Below are 6,868 nucleotides of genomic sequence, written 5' to 3' on the forward strand. Positions count from 1 at the left end.
AGGGGTGTCGGTAAGGATCGTGTCACCAGGTACAAACGGCGTTTCCGGCGTGGCGGGTGGGCTGTGGCGGTAGCTTCTGCGGGGTGGCCCGCGAGGTTGACCAGGATGAGCTGATCGACTGCTGGACGCTCGTCGCTGACGAGGTTGCGCTGGTCGCGGGCAAGCGTGGGGCGACGAGGTTGGGCTTTGCGCTGCTACTGCGGTTCTACACCGAACGGGGCCGCTTCCCGCGTGGCCGTTCAGAGATCCCCGATGCCGCCGTTGACTACGTGGCCCGTCAGGTCGAGGTGGAGCCGACCGAGATCGCGTTTTATGAGTGGACGGGCCGTACCAGCAAGTTTCATCGCACCCAGATCCGTCAGGCGCTGGGTTTCCGGGAGTGCACGGTTGGCGACGCCGAGGCGTTGACCAGCTGGTTGGTCGAACATGTCACCCAGGTCGAGCGCAGCGCCGAGCGGGTGCGCGGGCAGCTGCTGGGTGAATGCCGCAGGCGGCGGGTGGAGCCACCGACTGCGCGGCGAGTCGATCGGATCGTGCGGTCGACGCTAAGCCGCGGTGAGGACGTGCTGTTCGATCGGGTGGCATCGCGACTGGCCGCGCCGCAGCGGCAGCGACTGCTCGCGCTGATCGAGGCTGATGGTGGCGAGAACGAGGACATCGACGATGGTGCGGCGGTGTTGGCCGCGATCCGATCCGATCCGGGCAATGTCAGCCTCAACACGATGCTGGTGGAGATCGCCAAGCTGGAGGCGGTGCGCGCGGTCGAAGTCAGCGCGGATGTTTTCGCCGATGTGGCGCCGAAGGTCGTGGCCGGCTGGCGCGGTCGGGTGGCGGTGGAGTCGCCGTCGCACCTGCGTGAGCACCCGTTACCGGTGAAGCTGACACTGCTGTCGGCTCTGTTGTTTTGCCGGCAACGTGAGATCACCGACACCTTGGTGGAGCTGTTGTGCTCGACGGTGCATCGGATCAACGCGCGTGCCGAGGTACGGGTCACCAACGAGTTGATCAAGGAGTTCAAGCGGGTCACCGGCAAGGAGAATCTGCTGTTTCGGGTCGCCGAGGCCACCGTCGACGCCGGCGACAAGCTGGTGCGCGACACGGTGTATCCGGTCGCACCACCAGCGGTGCTGGCTGATCTGGTGGCCGAGTTCAAAACGTCGGGGCCGACCTATCAACGCACCGTGAAGGCCACCCTGCGCGCCTCCTACACCAACCACTACCGGGCCGGGCTGATCAAGCTGCTGTCGGTGCTGGAGTTTCGTTCCAACAACACCGCACACCGGCCGGTGCTCGACGCACTGGAACTGATCGGCCGCTACGCCAACACCGGGAACCTGCGCTACTACCCCGGCGATGAACCGGTCCCGGCGCATCGGGGTCTCTCGGGTGACTGGGCGGAGTTGATTCATCAATCCGACAAGCGCGGGCATCGGCGAGTGGTGCGGATGGTCTATGAGATCTGTACGTTCCAGGTGTTGCGAGATCAGCTGCGGTGCAAGGAAATCTGGGTGGCAGGTGCCGACAAGTGGCGCAACCCAGCCCAAGACCTGCCGGTCGACTTCGAGCAACACCGTATCGAGCACTACCAGGCGCTGCGTAAACCGTTGGACCCCCGCGAGTTCATCGACGAGCTGCGCGAGCAGATGCACACCGAACTCGACGCCCTGCACGCCGCGCTGCCCGACTGCGGTTGGCTGCAGATCGCTGATCGCCGCCAAGGTGCGATCAAGTTGACACCGCTGCCACCGGTGGCCGAGCCCCGCAACCTGCGCCGGCTGAAAACCGAGATCCGCACTCGCTGGGGTGCGGTGCCGTTGATCGACATCCTCAAGGAGACGGTGCTGCGCACTGACTGTCTGCGCGCGGTCACCTCGGTCGCCGACCGCGGCACCCTGCCCGAAAGCGTGCTCGCTGAACGGCTGTTGCTGGCGATCTATGGCTATGGCACCAACACTGGCCTTCGCGCGGTCGCCGGCGGCGCCCACGGGCACGATGAGGACGAGATCCGCTACACCCGCCGCCGCTACCTGACCGTCGAGGCGGCGCGGCGGATCGCCATCGAGATCGCCAACGCCACCTTCGGCGCCCGGCGCACCGCGATCTGGGGCGAGTCCTCGACTGCGATCGCATCGGATTCCACACATTTCGGGGCGTTCGACCAGAACATCTTCACCGAGCACCACTCGCGCTACGGTCGCCGCGGCGTGCTCATCTACTGGAGCGTGGAAAAAGGCTCGGTGGCCATCCACTCCCAGCTGCTCAACTGCTCGGCCTCCGAGGTGCACGCAATGGTCGACGGCGCCATCCACCACGGCACCGACATGGCGGTGGAAGCCAACTATGTAGACACCCACGGCCAATCCGAGATCGGGTTCGGCATCACCAAACTGCTCGGATTCGATCTGCTGCCCCGGATCAAGCGCATCAACAAGGTCAAGCTCTACCGGCCCACCACCGGCGAGGCCGAGGCGTGGCCGGGACTCAAACCGGCGCTGACCCGGCCGATCAACTGGACGAAAATCGCCGAACAATACGACCAGATGCTCAAATACGCCACCGCGATCCGCACCGGGACCGCTTCCACCGAGGCGATCTTGCGGCGGTTCATGAAGGCCAACGCCGCCCACCCAACCTATCAGGCGATGATCGAGCTGGGCCGAGCGCAAAAGACGGTGTTCTTGGCCCGCTACCTGCGCTCACGCGAGCTGCAACGCGAGATCAACGACGGGCTCAACGTCATCGAGTCGTGGAACCGCGCCAACTCGATCATCTTCTACGGCAAAAACGCCGAACTGGCCTCCAACCGGCGCGACGAACAGGAGATGAGCGTCCTGTGCCTGCGGATCTGCCAAGCGGCGATGGTCTACGTCAACGTGCTCATGATCCAAGACGTGCTCACCGACCCCGACTGGGACGGCACCCTCACCGCCGAGGACGAACGCGGCCTGACCCCACTGTTCTGGTCACACGTGCTGCCCTACGGCGAAGTCAAACTCGACATGAACACCCGCCTCGCACTGAGTGGACCACCGTCCAGATGAGGATTTGCCTGCACCGCTGGCCAAAACTTCGCAACCGCCGCCCGGGTAGCGCCGGTCATCGTGGCAGGTTATCTGGTCCAGTCTGGGACTCAAGCCGGGATCGGTGTGAATCCAGAACCGGCGCCGCCGCTGGCGTTCACGTCATCGAGGATAGCGCTGAAATAGATCATCTTCACTCTGGGGTACTCCTCGAATGGGACGACTGAAGGTGCCCAGAAAACCCTGTGCATGTAACCGTTGCTTGCCATACCGACGAGAAAGCCATCAACAGTTACCGGTGCGCCGTCATCACCTGACTGAAAGGGTAACCGATCCACGTTCACGACCCTAGGGTCACCAGTTCGGCCGCCAATGGTGCCGCATGTGAACCCCGTGACAGCGCCCTGCTGGCAGGCCGGCTGGCTGTACTGAGGCTCGGGGCCTATGCCGTTGATCGCAAATCCCGAGAAGTTTGCCAGTGGGATCACTTTCGCTGAATCGAGCTTGATTACCTCGTAGACGAGATCGCCGTTGACGCCTTTGGCTGCCACAACGGTTCCCACGGTGGTATCCGTTCCCTCGGCAATCACCGGCGCACCCGGTCCGCCACAGTGGGAACTGGTGAAGCCCACCAACTCACCGGTGTTGTCATGACCGACGGTCGTCAGTGTGCAATGGTTATCGCCAACCAAAATACCAGCACCGCCCCCAAGAGAGACTTTCTCATCGGCCCAGGCGGTAACGTTCGGCCAAATAACCTCGATCAGCATCGCCGCAACGACGGCCACACCCGATACGAATCGCCAGTGCCTACAGACCCTTATGCCTAGACCTAGCTGACTTCGCTCGTCGGGCCTTACGGTCTGGATATCAAACCGCCCCTGCAACTGATTCTGCGCATGCGATCGCGTTTTCAACCAAGTCTTTGATGCCGGGTATCAAATCGCCGAGTTCGGGAGCTTCGGATATCAGTTCGTCGATCACTATCGTAGTTAGAAGTTCCGCAAGAGAAGCTGTTGCAGCCCAAAGGCTGTTGAGAGCGTTCAATGCGCCCTGACATTCAGTAGATACATCAGCCATCTTAATAACCCTTAGTGTATAGACCCGCGACGATTGTTGATTTTTTGCGCAATGCGTGAGCGTGGTTCGGACCCGTTCACAACAGAATTGTTACTTAGGTATTTCGGCGCACAGCGCCAACCCGTCCGCGACTATATCGATTGCGACTCCCGCCGCTATGACGATAGCCCCTACGGCAGCCGAGATTATACCGTCGTCATCCAATTCATGAATGATATTAGTCAGTTCGACCACATCTGCAGCGAGGTCGTTGGCCCCGGTTTCTATCAGGCTGCATATTTCATCACCTAGTTGCTGTGTTGACGTAGCCATTGCCATCTAATCCTAACTGTCAGTTGTACGGCTTTTATTGACTTAGATGATTCCTTCAGGCGACGCCGCCGGGCGGGGCGCTATCCCTGGATATTTTGTAGGCTTCTGATGACCGCTTGAACTTTGCTCGCTAGTACCTCATTACGCTGGGCAGCGTTGTTAGCGAACGTTTGAAGTCGAGCAGGGTCGACCACGCCGATCTTTGCGATCTTTTTGGGAGGAGGAATCGGCTTGGACCTGGCTTCCGCGAGCCGCTGTTCAAATTTTTGATACGCGGCTCTGAGGTTATCGATATTTTTGGCGAATTCCGGAAACTGCTCACGCAGTTGAGGTGACAGTTGCGTGTCTTGCTCCCCGGAAGGTCGGGCCTGTAACCGTTTACCCAGCCGATTCCTGTCAAAGCGACTAATCGCGCTCCGTAATTCTTGGTGTAGTACGCGATTTCGAGCTGCGATGCCTTGGAGAGTCTCTATAGCCTGTCTTTGTGCAGGTGTGCGAGGTGCAGTCATGGGATGACCGTAGCGTCGGTAGTTACCGACTGTCAACACCACATAACTGTGAACGTACTAGCAATTCCCATGAATTAATGGGCTGCGTCAGCTGGCGTTCCAGCGCTCGGCCGGCGGCGTCTACATTGATTGGCGGCTAAAGCTGCCCACCCATATTAAAATGGGAAGTCAAGCAGATCCGGTGTTACGGCGGCGGCATCACCTGCGGCATCACCGAGCACGCCCCCCAACGACAAAACAGGGATGGACTCAAAAATAGTGGGGACGATTTGGAAGAGGTCAACGCCAAACGTCTGAAGCAGCGCCGATCCCATGTCGGCTGTTGAACCATCGGTGACTGCGGTGTCGAATGCGTGACCCGCATTGAGCAGAGCCTCACCAGCATCGATCCACTGCTGGTTAAGTGGGTCTAGGAACAGTTGATCGGCCAGAGATGACAACGAACCGGAGTGTGCCGAGATGGCGCTTTCGGCTGGACCCACGTGGTCGTCCAAGTAGTTCACAACGCTGCCAACTATCTTCGTCTGGCTGTCGATGAGCGCAGTCGCGTTTTGTTGCACCTGACCCGACAGGCCGGACACGTCGACTCCGCTGAACACGTTGCCAGCGTCGGTGAAATTGGTGGTGGCGGTGGTCAGCAAGTCGGCGGGGCTGCCAGACGCGAGCGCCTGCTGTGCCGCTTGGTCCCACATCGTGACGTATGGCCCCAGCGCGCCTGCCCCCGACCCGGCATCGGCGCCGCTGGGGACAACCTCGACAACATCGCCGGCCGGGGCGGCATGAGCGGCGCCCAGCCCGATCATCGCCGCGGCAGCCATCGCTGCCCCGGTCAAACCAATACCGGTACCGACCTGACGCACAACCAACATGCAAAAGCCCCTACGTTCACAGCCCCGCCCACATGGTCGAGGAGCCTCGATCATAGGCTGCGATCCGGCGATCCGACCAGGCCCGGAAGGCACCAACGTGCCTCGGCTACTCCCTGGACCAATCCGACCCCATCGGCTTGGCCGCACCAGCGCCACCGTCATCGACGCCGAACTGGCTCAACCGGCCCCACCGGGCGTCGTCCCTCCTGAATGGGAACGCCATCCCACGGCGTCCGCTTGCCGAACCCCAACCGGACACCACGCCACCACCCCACCTAGACTCAGTGACAGCGCCGCAACCAGGCGCATCGCCAACCACGAGATTCTCAGATGCCCGGTACGAATTGTTTCTCAGTGACAGGTGGGTATTCGTTACAGTCGGATCGTGGCCGACGACGGGGTTGTGATCGGGTACGCACGGTGCTCCACCGACGCCCAAGACCTCACCGCCCAACGCCAGCGACTCGCTGAACTCGGCGTCGCGGAAGACCGGATGTACCTCGATCACGGCTACACCGGCACCAACCGCGCCCGCCCCGGACTCGACCAGGCCCTGGCCGCCGTCCGTACCGGCGACACCCTGGTGGTGTCCAAACTCGACCGGCTCGCCCGCTCAGTACCCGACGCCCGCGCCATCAGCGACGACCTGGCCACCCGCGGCATCAAACTCTCCCTGGGCGGGCAGGTCTATGACCCAGACGACCCGATGGGCAAGATGTTCTTCAACATTCTGGCCGCCTTCGCCGAATTCGAAGTCGACCTCCTGCGCGCCCGGACCCGCGAAGGCATGGCCATCGCCCGCGCCAAAGGCCGATTGAAGGGACGCCAACCCAAACTGTCACCCAAACAGCGCACCGAGCTGCGTCGCATGCACGACACCGGCGACTACACCATCACCGACCTCGCCGAACTGTTCAAAATCTCCCGACCCACCGTGTACCGCACCCTCCAACGCGAACCCGCTCTCGAAACACGTTGAGCACCTTGGCGCATCAAGAGAACCGGAACATGAGCGTCACCGCACCCCGCCCAACCCCGCCTGGTTTGTACCCGGTGACACGATCCTTACCAGCACCCC

At 61.7% G+C, this 6,868-nt stretch carries 6 protein-coding genes; 2 read left to right on the plus strand and 4 right to left on the minus strand.

Annotated features, from left to right (window positions below; all coding sequences use genetic code 11):
• The first annotated feature begins 83 nt into the window (after positions 1 to 83).
• Positions 84 to 3,041, plus strand: a complete 2,958-nt coding sequence (locus tag KIH27_RS21785) for a Tn3 family transposase (RefSeq protein ID WP_214095047.1) — start codon at positions 84 to 86, stop codon at positions 3,039 to 3,041.
• Between the two features lie 89 nt (positions 3,042 to 3,130).
• On the opposite strand, the gene KIH27_RS21790 is transcribed toward KIH27_RS21785, so the two are convergent.
• The 4 genes from KIH27_RS21790 to KIH27_RS21805 all read right to left on the minus strand — a co-directional run bounded on the left by KIH27_RS21790 (position 3,131) and on the right by KIH27_RS21805 (position 5,790).
• Positions 3,131 to 3,790, minus strand: a complete 660-nt coding sequence (locus KIH27_RS21790; protein ID WP_214095048.1) for a chymotrypsin family serine protease — start codon at positions 3,788 to 3,790, stop codon at positions 3,131 to 3,133.
• Between the two features lie 100 nt (positions 3,791 to 3,890).
• The gene (locus tag KIH27_RS21795; RefSeq protein WP_214095049.1) at positions 3,891 to 4,100 is read right to left on the minus strand and encodes a hypothetical protein; all 210 of its coding nucleotides are present in this window, start codon (positions 4,098 to 4,100) and stop codon (positions 3,891 to 3,893) included.
• 392 nt (positions 4,101 to 4,492) lie between these two features.
• Positions 4,493 to 4,921 carry a hypothetical protein gene (locus KIH27_RS21800; RefSeq protein ID WP_214095050.1) on the minus strand — a complete coding sequence of 143 codons (429 nt, stop codon included), beginning with the start codon at positions 4,919 to 4,921 and terminating at the stop codon, positions 4,493 to 4,495.
• Between the two features lie 155 nt (positions 4,922 to 5,076).
• Complete coding sequence (locus KIH27_RS21805) at positions 5,077 to 5,790, minus strand: hypothetical protein (RefSeq protein ID WP_214095051.1); 714 nt, start codon at positions 5,788 to 5,790, stop codon at positions 5,077 to 5,079.
• Positions 5,791 to 6,175: 385 nt separating this feature from the next.
• On the opposite strand from KIH27_RS21805, the gene KIH27_RS21810 reads away from it, so the two are divergent.
• Positions 6,176 to 6,769, plus strand: a complete 594-nt coding sequence (locus KIH27_RS21810) for a recombinase family protein (RefSeq protein ID WP_214095052.1) — start codon at positions 6,176 to 6,178, stop codon at positions 6,767 to 6,769.
• Positions 6,770 to 6,868 lie beyond the last annotated feature (99 nt).

This window comes from Mycolicibacter acidiphilus (assembly GCF_018455725.1).
Lineage (GTDB): Bacteria > Actinomycetota > Actinomycetes > Mycobacteriales > Mycobacteriaceae > Mycobacterium > Mycobacterium acidiphilum.

Excerpts from the sequence above, each read along its gene's own strand:
- KIH27_RS21800 (WP_214095050.1), bottom strand. The coding sequence starts at position 4,921 with ATGACTGCACCTCGCACACCTGCACAAAGACAGGCTATAGAGACTCTC.
- KIH27_RS21795 (WP_214095049.1), bottom strand. The coding sequence starts at position 4,100 with ATGGCTGATGTATCTACTGAATGTCAGGGCGCATTGAACGCTCTCAAC.
- KIH27_RS21790 (WP_214095048.1), bottom strand. The coding sequence starts at position 3,790 with ATGCTGATCGAGGTTATTTGGCCGAACGTTACCGCCTGGGCCGATGAG.
- KIH27_RS21805 (WP_214095051.1), bottom strand. The coding sequence starts at position 5,790 with ATGTTGGTTGTGCGTCAGGTCGGTACCGGTATTGGTTTGACCGGGGCA.